This is a genomic window from Afipia dichlorophenoxyacetatis, from assembly GCF_055386385.1.
This window is the reverse complement of record NZ_AP029250.1, coordinates 4,390,643-4,408,642: the sequence shown is the minus strand read 5'-3', so window position 1 is coordinate 4,408,642 and position 18,000 is coordinate 4,390,643. Positions and strand designations below refer to the sequence as shown.

The following is an 18,000-nucleotide window of genomic DNA, read 5'->3' as shown; positions in this document are numbered from 1 at the left end:
CGCCGCCCAGGGAAGCCTGACTTGAAGCCTGTTTGTCCGGCCGGCGAATCCCGTCCATAAGGAGGAAGACTGATGGCCCCCGCCGCCCTGCGTATCGTTGAAGGATCGTCCATGGACAAAAGCAAAGCCCTGTCCGCAGCGCTCTCACAAATAGAGCGTCAATTCGGCAAAGGGTCCGTGATGAAGCTCGGCAAGTCCGATCGCTCCATGGATATCGAGGTGATTTCCTCGGGTTCGCTGGGGCTCGATATCGCGCTTGGTGTCGGTGGTCTCCCGAAGGGGCGCATTGTTGAAATCTACGGGCCGGAATCATCGGGCAAGACCACGCTGGCCCTGCATTGCGTGGCGGAGGCTCAGAAGAAGGGCGGTATCTGCGCCTTCATCGACGCCGAGCATGCGCTCGACCCGGTTTATGCTCGCAAGCTCGGTGTCAATGTCGATGAGTTGCTGATCTCTCAGCCGGACCACGGCGAACAGGCGCTCGAGATCGCAGATACGCTGGTTCGTTCCGGCGCGGTCGACGTGCTGATCATCGACTCGGTAGCGGCTCTGGTGCCACGCGCTGAACTCGAAGGTGAGATGGGTGATGCACTGCCTGGTCTGCAGGCACGCTTGATGTCGCAGGCGCTGCGCAAGCTGACCGCCTCCATCAACAAATCCCACACCATGGTGATCTTCATCAACCAGATCCGCATGAAGATCGGTGTGATGTACGGTTCGCCGGAAACCACCACGGGTGGCAACGCGCTGAAGTTCTATGCCTCGGTTCGTCTCGACATTCGCCGCATCGGTCAGATCAAGGAACGTGACGAAGTCGTAGGCAACTCGACCCGCGTCAAGGTGGTGAAAAACAAGCTGGCGCCGCCGTTCAAGCAGGTCGAATTCGACATCATGTACGGCGAAGGCGTTTCCAAGATGGGCGAGATCCTCGACCTCGGCGTCAAGGCCGGCGTAGTCGAGAAGTCTGGAGCTTGGTTCTCTTATGACAGCCAACGCCTCGGTCAGGGTCGCGAAAACTCGAAGGCGTTCCTCAAGGCTAACCCTGAGATGACCGCGAAGATCGAAGCTTCGATCCGTCAGAACTCTGGTCTGATCGCGGAACAGATTTTGGCTGGATCGCCGGAAAGCGACGCTGAGGGCGAAGAGCCCGTCGAAGAGTAAGAGCGTTTCCGAGCAACTGGAGCTTCGGGCAAGACCTGGAGTCCCGGTTCGCCCCGAGAAACACGCAAAGTATAAAATTCTGAGACTTGAGTTCGTAGCAGCTTGAGTTTGAGCATGATCCCGAAAGACGGGAATCCTTTCGGGACACAATCATGCCTTCGGAAGCAAGCGGGTGTTGCGGACGTTGAGTTGCCGACGTCCTCAGCACCCGTTTTGTTTTATTACTCCGCTGCTTGCGCGTAGTCCGTGATCGGTGGGCATGAGCAGACCAGGTTGCGGTCGCCATAGACATTGTCCACGCGTCCGACGGGACTCCAGTACTTGTCGTTACGCGACGTCCCGGCTGGGAAGCAGCCGTCGGCACGGGAGTAGGGCCGTGACCAGTTGTCGTCCGCGATGTCGTGCACCGTATGCGGGGCGTTTCGCAATGGCGACGTCTCGATGCTCCAGCGGCCACTCTCCACATCCGCGATCTCGCGGCGGATCGCGATCATGGCGTCGCAGAAGCGGTCGAGCTCGGCCTTGGCTTCCGATTCCGTAGGCTCGATCATCAACGTTCCCGGAACAGGGAAGCTCATGGTCGGCGCGTGGAAGCCGTAATCGATCAGGCGCTTGGCGATATCATCCACAGTCACACCGCTCGATGTTTTTAGCCCACGCGGATCGACGATGCATTCATGCGCGACGCGTCCCTTGGCGTTGCGATAGAGAACCGGAAAATGGGAATCGAGCCGATTGGCAATGTAATTCGCATTCAGGATGGCGACCTCGGTGGCACGTGTCAGACCTTCGCCGCCCATCATCAGAATATAGATGTAGGAAATCACCAGGATCGACGCTGACCCATAGGGCGCGGCGCTGACAGGACCGACCGCCGCCTTGTCGCCACCAGTTATGTCTGCCGGCAGGAATGGGGCGAGATGCGCCTTGACCCCGATCGGACCCATGCCCGGTCCGCCGCCGCCGTGGGGAATACAGAAGGTCTTGTGCAGATTCAGATGGCTCACATCCGCACCATAATCACCTGGCCGGGCCAGTCCGACCTGTGCGTTCATATTGGCGCCGTCGAGATAAACCTGTCCGCCATGACCATGAACGATGTCGCAGATCTCGCGAATGTGTTCCTCGAACACTCCGTGCGTCGATGGGTAGGTGATCATCACGGCGGCAAGGTTGTCGGCATGTTGTGCTGCCTTCTTGCGCAAGTCTTCGACATCCACGTCGCCGCGCGCGTCACAAGCGACAACGACAACATCCATACCAACCATGCTGGCCGACGCCGGGTTGGTGCCGTGGGCAGACGAAGGAATGAGGCAGACTGTGCGATGTGGTTCGCCCCGGGACTGATGATAGGCGCGAATGGCAAGCAGCCCGGCATATTCACCCTGGGCGCCTGAATTCGGCTGCAGCGACACAGCATCATAACCGGTGATGTCCACCAGCCATTTTTCGAGCTGAGCGAACATGGCGTGATAGCCGGCGGCCTGCTCCTTGGGTGCAAACGGATGCAAATGACCGAACTCCGGCCACGTCACCGGAATCATTTCGGTGGTGGCGTTCAGCTTCATCGTGCACGAGCCAAGTGGAATCATGGCGCGGTCGAGCGCCAGATCTCGGTCCGAGAGCTTGCGCATATAGCGCAGTAGCTCGGTTTCCGAGCGATGGCTGTGGAACACCGGATGGGTGAGGAACGGGCTTGTGCGCTTGAGCTCAGCGGGCAACGCCTCGCGTGCCTCGCCCTCGACGTCGGTGTAGGCCAGCTTGCTGCCGAATACGCGCCATACCGCTTCGACGATGTCAGGCGTTGTGGTTTCGTCCAGCGCGATGCTGACCGTCGTCCCATTGAGCCGCAGATTAACTTTCTCATGCGCGGCGCGCGCAATGATGTCATGGCGGTCGCCGTTGACGGTCACTGTGACGGTATCGAAATAGGCCGCGTCGTGCGGTTCAAAACCGAGTTTTTTCAATCCGGCAGCGAATACTGATGTGCGCCGGTGCACGGTGCGGGCGATATGCGTCAGTCCTTCCGGACCATGATAGACCGCGTACATCGACGCGATCACCGCGAGCAGCACCTGCGCGGTGCAGATGTTCGAGGTCGCCTTCTCGCGGCGGATGTGCTGTTCGCGTGTTTGCAGGGCGAGCCGGTAGGCCGGCTGTCCACGTGAATCTACTGACAGCCCCACGATGCGTCCGGGGAGCGAGCGCTTCAGTGCGTCTTTGACGGCCATATAGGCGGCGTGCGGGCCGCCATATCCCATGGGCACGCCAAAGCGCTGCGTTGATCCGACCGCGATGTCAGCGCCGAGGTCACCGGGCGACGCCACTAGCGTCAGCGCCAACGGATCAGCGGCCACAACCGCGATGCCGCCTTTTGCCTTCAATGCAGCAATGGCCGCGCGCGGATCGCGCAATGCGCCATGCGTGCCTGGATACTGGAACAACGCACCGAACACATCGGCCTTATCGAGATCGCGCGCAGGATCGCCGACAATGAGCGACCAGCCAAGCGGCTCGGCACGGGTGCGTAGCACCGCGAGCGTCTGCGGATGGACCTCATGATCGACGAAGAACGCTTTTGTCTTCACGGACGACGCGCGTTCGGCCAGAGCCATCGCTTCTGCGGCTGCCGTACCTTCATCAAGCAGCGACGCATTCGCCACATCGAGGCCGGTCAGATCACAAACCATGGTTTGGAAGTTGAACAGCGCTTCCAGGCGGCCTTGGCTGATTTCCGGCTGGTACGGTGTATAGGCCGTATACCATGCAGGATTTTCCAGGATGTTGCGCTGGATCACCGCGGGGAGAATCGTGCCGGAATAACCTTGACCGATAAGCGATGTGAACACCTGATTGCGTGCCGCGATATCGCGCATATGCGCGAGCGCACCAGTTTCGCTCAGCGGTGTTCCGAGATCGAGCGGTGCCTTCTGGCGGATGGTTGACGGCAGAGTTTCGCCCATCAGCGCGCTCAGGCTCGAGGCGCCCACGCTCTCCAGCATGGCATCGATGTCGCGCGGCGAGGGACCAATATGTCGCCGTACAAAATCGATAGCAGGCTCGGCGGCTTTGCGATGCGCGGTCATGACAATCTCCCTAGTACCCGCTTTCCGAAGTTCGTAACACGTCGCAGCACCCGCCTTGCGAACTTCGGAAAGCGAAGGGTACTAGCAACTCTATGAAGCTAGTGCGCTTCGGAATTTAACGTTCGTTTGTAGGACACGCCGCCCACGGTGTACGAACGTTAAATCCAGCGCACTAGGCCGTGTGGGCCTTGTAGGCGGCCTCATCCATCAGGCCGTCGAGTTCGCTTTTGTCGGCAAGGCGCAGTTTGAAAAACCACGCGGCGTTACCGGGATCGGAGTTGATAAGGGATGGATCGGCAACGAGCGCATCGTTGATCTCGATCACCTCGCCGGTGACCGGCGCGTAAACGTCCGACGCGGCCTTCACGCTCTCGACAGTGGCGGCAGCTTCCGCCTTCTTGAGCGAGCGGCCAACCTTCGGCAGTTCAACGAACACCACGTCGCCGAGCTGGGTTTGTGCGTAGTCGGTGATGCCGATGGTGGCGACATCCCCCTCGATCTGGAGCCATTCGTGATCGGATGTGAAAAGTGTGGTCATGAACAGTCCTCAGCGTTTGTAACCATTGGGAACGAAAGGCATGGGGGCGACGCGCATGGGCAGACGCTGCCCACGCACTTCAGCGAAGATGACGGTGCCGTCGGCAGTGGAAGTGGAGGGTACATAGCCCATCGCGACCGGTGCATTCACGCTCGGGCCGAATCCGCCGGAGGTGACGACGCCGATTGCTTCTGTTGATGTCTCATTGGCGAAAAGCGGCGCATTTTCACGCACCGGTGCGCGGCCTTCCGCCTTCAGGCCGACACGGCGTCGTGCCGCGCCGTTCTCGAACTGCTTGAGGATGATATCCGCGCCGGGAAAACCCCCGGCGCGTGCGCCGCCGGTGCGGCGGCTCTTCTGAACCGACCACTCCAGTGCGCCCTCGACCGGCGTCGTGGTGGTGTCGATGTCATGACCATAGAGACAGAGCCCGGCTTCGAGCCGCAAACTATCGCGTGCACCGAGCCCAATCGGCAGCACAGCAGGATCAACCAACAGTGTTGTTGCGAGTCGCTCGGCCTGATCGGCAGGCACCGAAATCTCGAAACCGTCCTCACCGGTGTAACCGGACCGCGAAACAAAACAATCGATGTCGAGCACACGATGCGGGCCGGCATCCATGAAGCGCATTGCTGCAACGGTGGGTGAATGTTTCGCCAGCACCTCGACCGCCTTCGGTCCCTGCAGCGCAATCAGCGCACGATTCGGCAATGGCGTGATGTCGCAGATATCGGAAAGCTGCGCGCGCAGGTGCGCTTCGTCTTCGGCCTTGCAGGCGGCATTGACCACCAAGAACAGGTGATCGCCAAAGTTTGCCACCATCAGATCGTCAAGGATGCCGCCCTGGTCGTTGGTGAACTGCGCGTAGCGCTGGCGGCCCGGTGCAACTCCCAGAATATCCTGCGGCACCAGCCGTTCGAGAGCGATGGCAGCGTCTTCGACCTTGCCGGACTTCGGGCGAAGGGCGATCTGGCCCATGTGGGAGACGTCGAACAGGCCGGCAGACGTGCGGGTGTGGAGGTGTTCCTTCAGCACGCCAGCCGCATATTGCACCGGCATTTCATAGCCCGCGAAGGGGACAATCTTGCCTCCACGCGACACGTGCAGGTCGTGCAGTGGAACGCGCTTGAGGCTATTGGCTGAGGATTGATCGCGTTCGGCGGCTTGCATCACGAGGCTCCAGACGGATTCGGGACCAGTTCCCGAAACTCTGTCGAAGCCCCATCTGTCGCTGCGCCTGAGAGTATTATCCCGTCGGCGGATGCCGCTCCGGACATGTCCGGCCGCATCTCTTTCCAGATTTTAGGTCGTCGCGCGGTCCTTTTGCCTGAGAGTTTCCGGGGCGGTTGCTCCTTCGGCGCCGGCACAAAGCCGGTCTCTCCCGACGCGACGTATCGAATACATGGTGAGGAGAACACCGGTTTCGAGGGGCTGTCAACGCGGCTGAACGAACTATCAACGGCCGCTTGCAGCCCCTTGCTGCAACCCCCTGATCCGGGACACACTTTCTGGACATGCGAAATTCCCGCGTCTAAAAGCAGTGCGGGACACCCATTGCACGCGTCATGATCGCGGGCGGTATTTAGGCGCGATTGGACGATTATGAGCGGCGTTAACGAGATCAGATCGGCGTATTTGAATTATTTTGCGAAGAATGGCCACGAGATCGTGCCTTCGTCGCCGCTGGTTCCACGCAATGACCCGACATTGATGTTCACCAATGCGGGCATGGTGCAATTCAAGAACGTATTCACCGGGCTTGAGAATCGCCCCTACCAGCGGGCCACAACCTCGCAAAAGTGCGTCCGGGCCGGCGGCAAGCATAATGATCTCGATAACGTCGGTTACACCGCCCGCCACCACACCTTCTTTGAGATGCTCGGCAACTTCTCGTTTGGCGACTATTTCAAGGAGCGCGCCATCGAGCTTGCCTGGAATTTAATCACCAAGGACTACGGCCTGCCGAAGGACCGCTTGCTCGTCACCGTTTATCACGAAGACGACGAGGCATTCGGTCTTTGGAAGAAAATCGCGGGCCTGCCTGAATCGAAGATCATCCGCATCGCGACCTCGGACAACTTTTGGCAGATGGGCGATACCGGCCCCTGCGGGCCGTCGTCGGAAATCTTCTTCGACCATGGCGACAAGATTCCCGGTGGTCCTCCCGGTTCGCCGGATGAGGATGGCGACCGCTTCATCGAGATCTGGAATCTCGTGTTCATGCAGTTCGACCAGATCGAGCCGGGTAACCGCGTGCCACTGCCGAAGCCTTCGATCGACACCGGCATGGGTCTGGAGCGCATCGCCGCTGTGCTTCAGGGCAAGCACGACAATTACGAAATCGATCTGTTCGTCGCACTCATCCGCGCGATCTCGGAATTGACAGGCGCTGATCCGCACGGCCCGCAAAAGGCGTCACTGCGCGTGATCGCGGACCATCTGCGTGCATCGTCGTTCCTGATCTCCGATGGCGTGCTGCCATCAAATGAAGGCCGCGGCTACGTGCTGCGCCGGATCATGCGCCGTGCCATGCGCCACGGCCAGTTGCTCGGCGCCAAAGAGCCGCTGATGTATCGCCTGGTCTGGGCGCTGGTGCGCGAGATGGGCCAAGCCTACCCGGAACTCGTCCGCGCTGAGAACCTCATTGAGGAAACGCTGAAGCTCGAGGAAACCCGTTTCCGCAAGACGCTCGAGCGTGGCCTCACGATTCTCGATGAGAAGAGCAGTTCGCTGAAAAAGGGCGATATGTTCGACGGCGAAACGGCCTTCACGCTCTATGACACTTATGGTTTTCCGCTCGACCTGACACAGGATGCGCTGCGTAACCGTGGCATCAGCGTTGATATTGCATCCTTTACCGATGCGATGGATCAGCAGCGCGCCAAGGCACGCGCGGCGTGGGCAGGCTCAGGCGACACTGCGACCGAGAAGGTCTGGTTTCCGCTGCGCGAGAAGCTGGGAGCAACTGAGTTTCTCGGTTACGACACCGAGATCGCAGAAGGCGTTGTCACTGCACTTGTGAAGGACGGTACGGAAGTCGACAGCCTGAAGACAGGCGACAGCGGCGCTGTTGTGATGAACCAGACGCCCTTCTACGGCGAGTCCGGCGGTCAGGTCGGCGACACCGGCGTGCTGACCGGCGAGGGCGTGCGCATTCGCGTCACGGATACGCAGAAGAAGGGCGGCGACCTGTTCGTGCATCTCGGCACGGTCGAGCAGGGAACGCTGAAGCCCGGCATGGCGTTGCAGCTTGAAGTGGACCACGCGCGGCGGTCCGCGATCCGCGCCAATCACTCTGCAACGCATCTTCTGCACGAAGCACTGCGCCAGGTGCTTGGCGATCACATCGCACAGCGTGGCTCGATGGTTGCTCCCGAACGTCTGCGGTTTGACTTCGCACACAATAAGCCGATCAGCGCGGATGAGCTGCGCCGCATCGAGGACATCGCCAACGATATCGTTATCGAGAACGGCGAAGTCGTCACACGTTCGATGGCGGTGGACGATGCGCGTGCTTCCGGCGCGCGCGCGTTATTCGGTGAAAAGTACGGCGACGAAGTGCGCGTGGTGTCCATGGGCAAAGGCTCAGGCAACACCCTTGGTTGGTCCGTCGAACTGTGCGGTGGCACCCACGTCAAGCGTACAGGTGACATTGGTTTGATTTCGATCTCCGGTGAGAGCGCGGTCGCGTCCGGCGTTCGTCGTATCGAAGCGCTGACCGGCAAGATCGCGCGGCAGACAGCAAATGCGAGCATTCAGACTGCGAAGACAGCCGCGGCCGAATTGAAGACGACGCTTGAAGATATGCCGGCGCGCGTCGCTGCATTGATCGAGGAGCGCAAGAAGCTCGAGCGTGATCTGTCGGATGCGCGCAAGAAGCTCGCGATGGGTGGCGGCGCGTCCGCTGGCAGTGCCGGCTCCGACATCCGCACCATTGGTGATGTGAAGTTCCTCGGCCGCGCTGTGCAGGGCATCGAGATCAAGGACCTCAAGAGTCTTGCCGATCAGGGTAAGAAAGAAGTCGGTTCTGGTGTCGTTGCATTGATTGCGACGAGCGAGGACGGCAAAGCGAGTGTGGTCGTCGGTGTGACGGCGGATCTTACGCAGCGCTTCTCAGCGGTTGACCTAGTGCGCAAGGCATCCGAAGTGCTTGGCGGCAAAGGCGGTGGCGGAAAGCCTGACATGGCGCAGGCTGGCGGTCCCGATGGTACCAAGGCGGATGCTGCTTTGAAGGCGATCGAGACCGCAATGGGCGGCTGATCGATGGGGGCTACTGCTTCTCGGATGCGAGAAGCGGCGCGATCCGGTCGATGCGGTTGGTCCAGATGCCTCCTGAAAACGGCTTCGGCACGTTTCGAAGATCATCGCGGGTGTCGATCCCGCGCGAGAACGGCTCGCCCTCATTCGGGCTCATGATGAAAACATCGGAGCTCGCGCGCTTCATGCGCGCAACGAACAGGTTCGGCCAGCCCCACATCCAGTGCGCATAATCGGACGGCATCAGTATGAGACTGTGTTTGCAGTCAGCCGGCAGGAACCCGGCCCAGCCGATCAACCCATAGCGAATGACGCATGATTTAAGTGTTGCCTTCGACATGGTCTGAATTTTGGGAAGTCTTGCGCGGATCACTGCAACTGGACGATCTCCGCCATACACCATGAGCTTTTCGAGCTGATTGGGCGCCAAAGCGGCCAAGCGTCTCTCGAGCGTTTCACCTTCGGCCGGGTCGTTGCTTTTGACATGAATGAGAAAGCGCTTGTCAGGGAAGCGCGCGAGAACCTCATCAAGTGTCGGCATCAGTCCGATGCCCTCGCCCCGGAACGGGAATGTCTCGCCGCCATCAGATGTATAGCCGTAGCCGACATCGAGCTTTTTCAGATCGGCCATGCTCTGTTCGCGCGTGATGCCGCGTCCGTCAGTGCGGCAGTCCAGCGTCCAATCATGAAAGACAGCGAATTGCCCGTCGGTGGTTGGATGAAGATCGAGCTCGACGATGTCCGCGCCGGCCGAGAAGGCAGCCTGCATCGAGGGAATGGTATTCTCGATGTAAGGGTGTTCGGGCGGATGAATGCGCGCCGCCGTACAGGTCGTAGCAGTCAATCCAGTTGAATCATAGGTCTGTGCGAGCCCGCGATGGGCAAGCAGCAGCGGCTTCGCAGAGGGCGTGCTCCATAGCGACGTGTTGTTCAGCCAGATCGCAGCTGCGATCAAGGCACCGATCATAAATCCAAGACCGAATCGTCGCATGCGATGTTTCCTTGATACATCAGTGCGCAATCCAGTGCGGCCAAACCGAGGCAGGTCACAACAAGTCTACCGAGAACATGCGCGCGCTGCGGCGATGCGTCACCTCGAACCCGCTGGTATCTCGTTCATCCGCGCCGCAAACTGCGGTATGAATCACAACACACCTCTGATCTCCACGGTCGTCGTTGGCCTCGTGCTGGCTTTTGTGCTTGGCGCGGTGGCGCAGCGTTTTCGTATATCACCGCTGGTCGGTTATCTGGTCGCCGGCGTCCTAATGGGGCCGTTTACACCCGGTTACGTCGCGGACCAGAACATCGCCAACGAACTTGCCGAAATCGGGATCATCCTCCTGATGTTCGGCGTTGGGCTGCATTTCTCCCTGAAAGATTTGCTCTCGGTGCGAAGCATCGCAATCCCAGGGGCAACAGTTCAAATTGCGGTTGCGACGCTGCTCGGCATCGCGCTGGCATGGCTACTCGGTTGGCCGCTAGGTGGCGGGTTGGTGTTCGGGCTTGCGTTGTCCGTCGCAAGTACAGTCGTGTTGTTGCGGGCGTTGCAGGAGCGACGCCTGATCGACACCGAGCGTGGGCGTATTGCGGTCGGTTGGCTCATCGTCGAAGACCTCGCCATGGTCCTGACACTGGTGTTGCTGCCGGCAATGGCCGGTCTGCTAAAGGGCGAGGCAACCAATGGTGCAGGCCTTGCTGCGCTGGCGATGCCCATTGCGATCACGCTCGGCAAGGTCGCCGCTTTCGTGATCTTCATGCTGGTGGTCGGGCGCCGCGTGATCCCGTGGATCCTGCATTATGTCGCTCATACCGGTTCACGGGAGCTGTTTCGTCTCGCCGTGTTTGCGATCTCGCTCGGTGTGGCATTCGGTGCGGCGGTTCTGTTCGATGTGTCGTTCGCGCTGGGCGCGTTTTTTGCCGGCATGATCCTGAGCGAGTCCGAACTCAGCCAGCGTGCCGCCAACGAGACCTTGCCATTGCGCGATGCGTTTGCGGTGCTGTTCTTCGTGTCGGTGGGCATGTTGGTCGATCCGGCGATCCTGGTACGTGAACCGTTACCGTTACTCGCAACCGTGCTCATCATCATTCTCGGCAAATCCGTTGCGGCTTTCGCGATCGTGCGGCTGTTCGGCTATCCCACATCAACCGCGTTGACCATTTCGGCGAGCCTCGCGCAGATCGGCGAGTTCTCCTTCATCCTCGTCGGTCTCGGTGTCAGTCTTGCTTTGTTGCCGGAACGTGGGCGCGATCTGGTGCTCGCGGGGGCGATCATCTCGATCATGCTGAACCCGCTATTCTTCGCGATGCTCGATCACGTGCTGGCGGGCTTTGACGAGACATCAAAGCCATCGAAAAAGAAGGAGGCGGCTGTTCCCCGCGTCCCACTGCCGGTGTCGCAGCTGTCCAATCACGTGGTGCTGGTTGGGCATGGTCGCGTTGGCAGCGTCGTCAGCAAGGCGTTGCGGCAAGCCAATACGCCACTGCTTGTCATCGAGGATACGCCGGGCGCGGTCGAGCGGCTGCGGCAGGAAGGTGTGGAAGTCATTACCGGCAATGCCGCCGCACCTGATATGTTGCAGGCTGCGAATGTCGGTGCCGCCCGCGGATTGTTGGTTGCGATCCCGGATGCCTTCGAAGGCGGGCAGATCGTGGCCAAGGCGCGTGCGCTGAGCGCCAGCCTGCCGATCATTGCGCGCGCCCATTCCGAGGAGGAAATCGCCCATCTGAAACACCATGGCGCGAATTCGGTCATCATGGGCGAACAGGAAATCGCCAAGGCGATGATTGCCCAGATCGGCACGGTGCACTCCTAGAGCGTTTTCGAGCGAAGTGGGTACCGGTTCGCGTGAAGAAAACGCGTCAGAATAAAAAAACAAAAAAGGCGCGGATTGCTCCGCGCCTTTTCGTTTCGTTGTCTTTGTCGATAAGGGCTTAAGCCGCCATCGCCTTGGTCAGGTTCTCCGCGACCTTGTCGAGGAAGCCCGTGGTGGAAAGCCAACGCTGATCGGCGCCGACGAGCAGCGCGAGATCCTTGGTCATGTAGCCGGCTTCGACGGTCTCGACACAAACCTTCTCAAGCGTATTGGCGAACTTTGCCAATTCGGCATTGTTGTCGAGCTTGGCGCGATGGCCGAGGCCACGGGTCCAGGCGAAGATCGAGGCGATGGAGTTGGTCGAGGTCTCCTTGCCCTTCTGGTGCTCGCGGAAGTGGCGGGTCACGGTGCCGTGCGCAGCTTCAGCTTCCATCGTCTTGCCATCTGGCGTCAGCAGGACCGAGGTCATCAGGCCGAGGGAGCCGTAGCCCTGGGCAACGGTGTCGGACTGCACGTCACCGTCGTAGTTCTTACAGGCCCAGACGTAACCACCGGACCACTTCATCGCTGCGGCGACCATGTCGTCGATCAGGCGGTGCTCGTAGGTGATGCCCTTGGCGTCGAAGTCCTTCTTGAACTCGGTGTCGAACACTTCCTGGAAGATGTCCTTGAAGCGGCCGTCGTACTGCTTGAGGATCGTGTTCTTGGTCGACAGGTAGACCGGATAGCCGCGGGCGAGGCCGAGGTTCATCGAAGCGCGGGCGAAGTCGCGGATCGATTCATCCAGGTTGAACATGCCGAGGGTGACGCCAGGGCCGGGGGCCTTGAACACTTCGCGCTCGATGACCTTGCCGTCATCGCCGACGAACTTGATGCTGATGGTGCCGGCGGTCGGGAACTTGAAATCCGTGGCGCGGTACTGATCGCCGAAAGCATGGCGGCCGATGATGATCGGCTTGGTCCAGCCCGGAACGAGGCGTGGCACGTTCTTGCAGATGATCGGCTCGCGGAACACGACGCCGCCGAGGATGTTGCGGATGGTGCCGTTCGGCGACTTCCACATTTCCTTGAGGTTGAATTCCTTCACGCGCGCTTCGTCGGGAGTGATGGTCGCGCACTTGACGCCGACGCCGTGCTTCTTGATGGCGGTAGCCGCGTCGATGGTGACCTGATCGTTGGTCTTGTCGCGGTGCTCCATCCCGAGGTCGAAATACATCAGGTCGATATCAAGAAACGGATGGATCAATTTGTCCTTGATGTACTGCCAGATGATCCGGGTCATCTCGTCGCCGTCGAGGTCGACGACAGGGTTGGTCACCTTGATTTTTGCCATGTGGGATCGGGCCTTTTTGAGGGAAGTTTAGGCAACAGGAATGGTTTACGCGGGCGGCTATAGCACCGCGAAGAAGGCGGCGAAAGTCAGCGAAAGCATCACGGCTGCCCATTTTTGAGGATCGATCAGAACCGCTCTCACCCAGCGGCGTCGGGTGACCGGAGCATCTTGACGGACGGGGCCGAAGTCTGGCTTTGTCGCCCTCGCGCGGGGCGCCGAACGATCTTCGAGGGTGACCGCCTTCAGCAAGCCTCGGATTTTGCACCAGATTGAAGTGAAGTCTCTATCTGGTTGATTTATATGCGAAATTTCAGGCGCTTGAATCGATGTCTTCAGATGTTGATTCAAAGAATTCACATCCTGAATCAAATTCTTCAGTGCTTGAATCAAAATCGTAGGTCGTTGAATCAAGCTCTTCAGGACTTGATTCAAGACGTTTGCAGTCTGAATCAGCGCATTCAGTTATCGAATCGGAAAGTGAGCCCATGTCCGGTACGGACAAGACCAAAGCCGGCAGGGAATTGACTGGACCTATCGTGGTTCTGGTGGAGCCACAGCTCGGCGAGAACATCGGCATGTGCGCCCGCGCCATGGGCAATTTCGGGTTGACGCGGTTGCGCATCGTCAATCCCCGCGACGGTTGGCCGAACATGGCAGCCCAGCGCGCAGCGGCTGGGGCGGATCATATTCTCAACGGCGTGGAACTGTTCGATACCGTTGAAGCGGCAGTCGCCGATTGCTCGCTGCTGTTTGCGACCACGGCGCGGGCGCATGATCAGGCCAAGCCGGTGGTTGGTCCCGAGGAGGCCGCACAACAGATCGCGCAAGAGACGGCAGCCGAGGGGACAACCGCGATCCTGTTCGGGCGGGAACGCTGGGGGCTGATGAATGAAGAAGTCGCGCTTGCCAACCGCATCATCACCTTTCCGGTCAACCCGGGCTTCGCCTCGCTGAACCTCGCCCAGGCCGTGTTGCTGATGGGCTATGAGTGGTTCAAGCTCGCGACCGCGAATGAGCTGCCGTTCGATATGCCGGAGCGCTCGGAACGAGCTTCCAACAATCAGATGCAGAGCTTCTTCGACAATCTGGTCAGCGAACTCGACAAGGTCGAATTCCTCCGTCCGCCAGAAAAGCGCGAGGTAATGCTGGTGAATTTGCGCAACATCTTCACCCGGATGGAGCCGAGCAAGCAGGACATGCACACGCTGCACGGCGTCGTCATGGCGATTGCCGAGGGCCGCAAGGGCCCCGCGAAGGGCGGTGTCCTCGATGGCAGTGATGCGACGCGGCTGCGCGCGTTACTTGCCGAACACAGTGAGGCGCGATCATCGTCCGAGAGCGGCACCGTGCGAGGGTTAGCGCGGCTGCTGCGACGCAATCCGACCGATGCCGAGCGCATCCTGTGGCAGGCTCTGACCACCGATCGCCGCTTTGCAGCGCAATTCAAGCGGCAAACACCGGTGGGAAAGCATATCCCGGATTTTGTATCGTTTACGCGACGCGTCGCCATCGAGATCGTGCATCCGGGCGAGAATGAGACGGTTTTGCGCGATCGAGCGTCTCGCCGCGAATGGCTTGCTCAGCGCGGCTATTACGTCGTGGATCTGTTATCCGACCAGATCGAAAAGGATGTGGAAGCGGTGCTCGTTCAGATCGTGAGTGCAATTCAGAGGTCGTCAGTTAGCGGCGCTTGATCGCGCGGTGTCTCTATTTCAGTGACCGGTTTTCCTCAAGCTGAAGGCTACTCCGTAATCACCGGATCGATGAGGTTTCAGATTACCTTGAAGTGACGCCCGTCGCTTCGCGGCCGCAACATACCTCCCGACAATTATTCCCCATCGCGTGGATTAAAGTGCGCTAGGAAGGGTTGTTTCAAAACAAACATATAGGGGAGGTTTATCTATGCGTTTCACAGGTCTTGCGTTGCTTGCCTCTGTTTCGGTTTTCGCCTGCGGTTCTGCCTATGCGCAGGCACCGCTTACCGAGAAAAACGTATCGATGGGCATGGCGATGGCCATCATCCAGGGCACTCTCGAGCAGTGCGCGAAGGATGGCTACAAGGTCTCGGTCACGGTCATCGACAAGGCGGGTAACGTTGCAGCCCAGATCCGTGGCGACGGTACCAATCCTCATACCATGGAATTCAGCCGCCTGAAGGCCTACACCTCGCGTACCCGAGGCCAGACGTCGCAGGAATTCATGAAGCTGACGTCTAATCCTGAAAGTGCCTACCTGCGTCAGATTCCAGGCGTGGTTGCTGTCGGTGGCGGTGCTCCGATCAAGGTTGGCAACGAGGTCATCGGCGCGGTTGGAGCATCCGGCGCACCCGGTGGTGAGAAGGACGAAGTTTGCGTTCTTGCCGGCATCGCCAAGGTTGCTGACTCGCTGAAATAATTGGATCGAGCGACAAGCTTAGTGTATCCGGCGAGCGTGATGTGCATGTCACGCTCGCCGTTTTCTTTGAATATAATTTTGTTTGCGCAATTTCGTGGCGTTCGCTGCAAGCTTTTGCGGCACCATGCGTGGGAAACCCGGCGTTTTTCCTTCGATGACGGTTGGCATGGCTGTTGCTGATGATCTTCTGAGCGATTCAACTCATTTAGGAGAAAGTCATGAAACGATCCGATCTCACCGAGAAGCTGCTCGATATCAAGCGCGACAAGGGATGGACGTGGAAATACATCTGCGAGCAGATCGGCGGCTATTCGGAGGTTCTCGTCGTCGGCGCGATCCTCGGTCAGATGAAGCTCACCAAGCCGCAGGCGGCCAACGCTGGCGAGCTGTTCGGGCTGTCGAAATCCGAAATTGCCATGCTCAACGAAACGCCGATGCGCGGAATGCCAATGCCGCCAACCGACCCGCTGATCTATCGCTTCTACGAACTGGTGATGGTGAATGGTCCGGCGTGGAAGGCGCTGATCGAGGAAGAGTATGGCGACGGCATCATGTCCGCGATCGATTTCGACATGGTGATGGAGCGCTTGCCCAATCCGAAGGGCGATCGCGTCAAGATCACCATGTCGGGCAAGTTCCTGCCGTACAAGTATTACGGCGCCACGGGCAACGTGCCTGAATACGGGTTCAAGGAAGGTTGATCGAAAAGATAGGCCCGCGAGGATGATCTCGCGGGCCGGTCAGAATTCAGTTTGAGGTCTGAGACCGTTACTGGCCCGCTTTGACCTGGGCGACCGCGACCGCGACCAGTTCATCCATTTTCTGGCGAATTTCGGCTTCGGTGACCCCTTTGTCAGCGAGGTCCTTCGCAACCTTGCGAAGGACGTCGCCATCGCCGGCCTCTTCGAAGTCGGCAGACACCACTTCTTTGGCATAAGCAGCGGCGTCATCGCCGGTTTTGCCCAATTTTTCGGCGGCCCAAAGGCCCAAAAGCCTGTTCCGGCGGGCTTCCGCCTTGAACTTCTGTTCCTCGTCGAGGGCGAACTTCTTTTCGAAGCCTTCCTGGCGCTTGTCGAAACTGGACATATATCTGTTCCATCAGCTGAATTTGCGCCGCCGGGTCTGGTTGCGCGAGGCTTTTGGATACCGTTCGCGGGACCCCGGAGGCAACGGACGAGAGGTCGCAGGTGGGACCAAAGAGGCCGGTAAAACCCCTGTCATTACGTTGTATCGGTCAGATCAATAGGTTAGGTTGCCTTGGAGTCTGGTTCGCGGTTTGTTTCGCGATTCTGGGCTTCGTGGCAGCTCCGCCGCGGGTCGCGTAATCACCCGGAGCACCCCAATCCATGGATTTCAACAACACACGGTACATCCCTATGAGCCGTCGGCGTCGGATTTACGAAGGCAAGGGCAAGGTCCTCTATGAAGGTCCCGAACCCGGCACCCTGATTCAACATTTCAAGGACGACGCCACCGCGTTCAATGCCAAGAAACACCAGGTGATCGAGGGCAAAGGCGTCCTCAACAACCGGATTTCGGAATACGTCTTCCAGCATCTGAACGACATTGGCGTACCGACGCACTTCATCAAGCGTCTCAATATGCGCGAGCAGTTGATCCGCGAAGTCGAGATCGTGCCGCTCGAGGTCGTCGTGCGCAACGTCGCCGCAGGCTCGCTGTCGCAGCGTCTTGGAATCGAGGAAGGCACGCAGCTGCCACGCTCGATCATCGAGTTCTATTACAAGAACGATCAGCTCGGCGATCCGATGGTCTCGGAAGAGCACATCACAGCATTCGGCTGGGCCACGCCGCAGGAGATCGACGACATGATGGCGCTCGCCATCCGCGTCAACGACTTCCTGACCGGACTGTTTCTCGGCATCGGCATCCGTCTTGTGGACTTCAAGATGGAATGCGGACGCCTGTTCGAAAACGACATGATGCGCATCATCGTCGCCGACGAAATCTCACCCGACTCGTGCCGGCTGTGGGACATCAAGTCAAACGAGAAGCTCGACAAGGATCGCTTCCGCCGCGATCTCGGTGGTCTGCTCGAAGCTTACACCGAAGTCGCGAAGCGCCTCGGCATCCTGATCGAAAACGAGCGTCCGGCTGGCTCCGGTCCAGTGCTTGTGAAGAGCTGATCGATGAAAGCACGTGTTACCGTTACGCTGAAGAACGGCATTCTCGATCCCCAGGGCAAAGCTATTGAAGGCGCTTTGAAATCCCTTGGCGTCGACGGTGTTGCCAGCGTTCGTCAGGGCAAGGTGTTCGACATCGAGTTGGCCGTTGCCGACAAGGCGAAGGCTGAAGAGGCGCTTAAGGCTGCAGCCGATAAGCTGCTGGCGAATACAGTGATCGAGAACTATCGCGTCGAGATCGTCTGATTTTCTGTGAATTCAATGAAAACCACCGGCC

General features: G+C 59.3%; 15 protein-coding genes and 1 riboswitch. Of the genes, 8 read left to right on the top strand and 7 right to left on the bottom strand.

Annotated elements, in window-relative coordinates; all coding sequences use genetic code 11:
* Positions 1-72: 72 nt before the first annotated feature.
* Entirely contained in the window at positions 73-1,161 is a 1,089-nt protein-coding gene (recA, locus tag ACZ5C3_RS20620) for a recombinase RecA (RefSeq protein WP_464032585.1), read from the top strand.
* Positions 1,162-1,382: 221 nt separating this feature from the next.
* On the opposite strand, the gene gcvP is transcribed toward recA, so the two are convergent.
* From gcvP to gcvT, 3 genes are all read right to left on the bottom strand, one after another.
* Complete coding sequence (gene gcvP, locus ACZ5C3_RS20615; RefSeq protein WP_464032584.1) at positions 1,383-4,247, bottom strand: aminomethyl-transferring glycine dehydrogenase; 2,865 nt, start codon at positions 4,245-4,247, stop codon at positions 1,383-1,385.
* 172 nt (positions 4,248-4,419) lie between these two features.
* Positions 4,420-4,785: a glycine cleavage system protein GcvH gene (gene gcvH / locus ACZ5C3_RS20610; protein WP_464032582.1), complete on the bottom strand. Its 366-nt coding sequence runs from the start codon at positions 4,783-4,785 to the stop codon at positions 4,420-4,422.
* Positions 4,786-4,794: 9 nt separating this feature from the next.
* On the bottom strand, positions 4,795-5,955 hold the full coding sequence (gene gcvT / locus ACZ5C3_RS20605) for a glycine cleavage system aminomethyltransferase GcvT (RefSeq protein WP_464032581.1): 1,161 nt from the start codon (positions 5,953-5,955) through the stop codon (positions 4,795-4,797).
* A 135-nt stretch (positions 5,956-6,090) separates the two neighbouring features.
* A riboswitch (glycine riboswitch) is annotated at positions 6,091-6,180 on the bottom strand.
* A gap of 207 nt (positions 6,181-6,387) precedes the next feature.
* Here gcvT and alaS point away from each other — a divergent pair.
* A complete protein-coding gene (gene alaS / locus ACZ5C3_RS20600) occupies positions 6,388-9,045 on the top strand; it encodes an alanine--tRNA ligase (RefSeq protein ID WP_464044242.1) in 2,658 nt (885 codons plus the stop codon).
* A gap of 10 nt (positions 9,046-9,055) precedes the next feature.
* Here the strand turns inward: alaS and ACZ5C3_RS20595 are convergent, their stop codons facing one another.
* Positions 9,056-10,033, bottom strand: a complete 978-nt coding sequence (locus ACZ5C3_RS20595; protein WP_464032577.1) for a glycerophosphodiester phosphodiesterase family protein — start codon at positions 10,031-10,033, stop codon at positions 9,056-9,058.
* 148 nt (positions 10,034-10,181) lie between these two features.
* Here ACZ5C3_RS20595 and ybaL point away from each other — a divergent pair, with 148 nt between their 5' ends.
* Complete coding sequence (gene ybaL, locus ACZ5C3_RS20590; RefSeq protein WP_464032576.1) at positions 10,182-11,855, top strand: YbaL family putative K(+) efflux transporter; 1,674 nt, start codon at positions 10,182-10,184, stop codon at positions 11,853-11,855.
* Between the two features lie 118 nt (positions 11,856-11,973).
* On the opposite strand, the gene ACZ5C3_RS20585 is transcribed toward ybaL, so the two are convergent.
* Positions 11,974-13,188: an NADP-dependent isocitrate dehydrogenase gene (locus ACZ5C3_RS20585; RefSeq protein ID WP_464032575.1), complete on the bottom strand. Its 1,215-nt coding sequence runs from the start codon at positions 13,186-13,188 to the stop codon at positions 11,974-11,976.
* 57 nt (positions 13,189-13,245) lie between these two features.
* Positions 13,246-13,620 carry a hypothetical protein gene (locus tag ACZ5C3_RS20580; protein WP_464032574.1) on the bottom strand — a complete coding sequence of 125 codons (375 nt, stop codon included), beginning with the start codon at positions 13,618-13,620 and terminating at the stop codon, positions 13,246-13,248.
* A gap of 53 nt (positions 13,621-13,673) precedes the next feature.
* On the opposite strand from ACZ5C3_RS20580, the gene ACZ5C3_RS20575 reads away from it, so the two are divergent.
* The 3 genes from ACZ5C3_RS20575 to cynS all read left to right on the top strand — a co-directional run bounded on the left by ACZ5C3_RS20575 (position 13,674) and on the right by cynS (position 16,283).
* Positions 13,674-14,882, top strand: coding sequence for a TrmJ/YjtD family RNA methyltransferase (locus ACZ5C3_RS20575; protein ID WP_464032572.1), 1,209 nt, complete (start codon positions 13,674-13,676; stop codon positions 14,880-14,882).
* Positions 14,883-15,090: 208 nt separating this feature from the next.
* Complete coding sequence (locus ACZ5C3_RS20570) at positions 15,091-15,582, top strand: GlcG/HbpS family heme-binding protein (protein WP_464032570.1); 492 nt, start codon at positions 15,091-15,093, stop codon at positions 15,580-15,582.
* Positions 15,583-15,800: 218 nt separating this feature from the next.
* Positions 15,801-16,283, top strand: a complete 483-nt coding sequence (gene cynS / locus ACZ5C3_RS20565) for a cyanase (protein ID WP_464032568.1) — start codon at positions 15,801-15,803, stop codon at positions 16,281-16,283.
* 67 nt (positions 16,284-16,350) lie between these two features.
* Here cynS and ACZ5C3_RS20560 read toward each other — a convergent pair whose 3' ends face one another.
* The gene (locus ACZ5C3_RS20560) at positions 16,351-16,668 is read right to left on the bottom strand and encodes a DUF1476 domain-containing protein (RefSeq protein WP_464032567.1); all 318 of its coding nucleotides are present in this window, start codon (positions 16,666-16,668) and stop codon (positions 16,351-16,353) included.
* 290 nt (positions 16,669-16,958) lie between these two features.
* Here ACZ5C3_RS20560 and purC point away from each other — a divergent pair, with 290 nt between their 5' ends.
* Together purC and purS are read left to right on the top strand one after the other, a co-directional pair.
* The gene (purC, locus tag ACZ5C3_RS20555) at positions 16,959-17,726 is read left to right on the top strand and encodes a phosphoribosylaminoimidazolesuccinocarboxamide synthase (protein ID WP_424627293.1); all 768 of its coding nucleotides are present in this window, start codon (positions 16,959-16,961) and stop codon (positions 17,724-17,726) included.
* 3 nt (positions 17,727-17,729) lie between these two features.
* Entirely contained in the window at positions 17,730-17,969 is a 240-nt protein-coding gene (purS, locus tag ACZ5C3_RS20550; protein WP_464032565.1) for a phosphoribosylformylglycinamidine synthase subunit PurS, read from the top strand.
* Positions 17,970-18,000: the final 31 nt, after the last annotated feature.